The organism is Thalassotalea agariperforans (assembly GCF_053470345.1).
The window spans coordinates 1-459 of sequence record NZ_JBQMWH010000041.1 but is presented as its reverse complement, the minus strand read 5'-3'; the positions used below and the strand labels follow the sequence as shown (position 1 = coordinate 459).

General features: G+C 40.7%; 1 rRNA gene. It reads left to right on the top strand.

From position 1 onward, the window contains the following. Nucleotides 1–182: 182 nt before the first annotated feature. Nucleotides 183–459, top strand: a 23S ribosomal RNA gene (locus ACSLUO_RS17700); the annotation flags it as partial.

Below are 459 nucleotides of genomic sequence, written 5' to 3'. Positions count from 1 at the left end.
ATTGGGAATATCCTCCTCGGATAGTTTAGGTGAAACTGACGAAACTCTTATTCAAGTATACTCCACATTAATTCAAATTAATGATGAGTACGTGAAAATGTCAGACTTTACAATTACTGTGGTTTAGTCACCACGGTGTACTTTGTTTTCAAATCGCAAGATAAGACTACTTAGGGTTGTATGGTTAAGTGACTAAGCGTATGTGGTGGATGCCTTGGCAGTTAGAGGCGATGAAAGACGTGTTAATCTGCGATAAGCTGAGTTGAGGTGATAAAAACCGTTATAGACTCAGATTTCTGAATGGGGAAACCCAGTGTCATAAGACACTATCACTTAGTGAATTCATAGCTAAGTGAGGCAAACCGGGAGAACTGAAACATCTAAGTACCCCGAGGAAAAGAAATCAACCGAGATTTCGTTAGTAGCGGCGAGCGAACGCGAATCAGCCCTTAAGCTTTT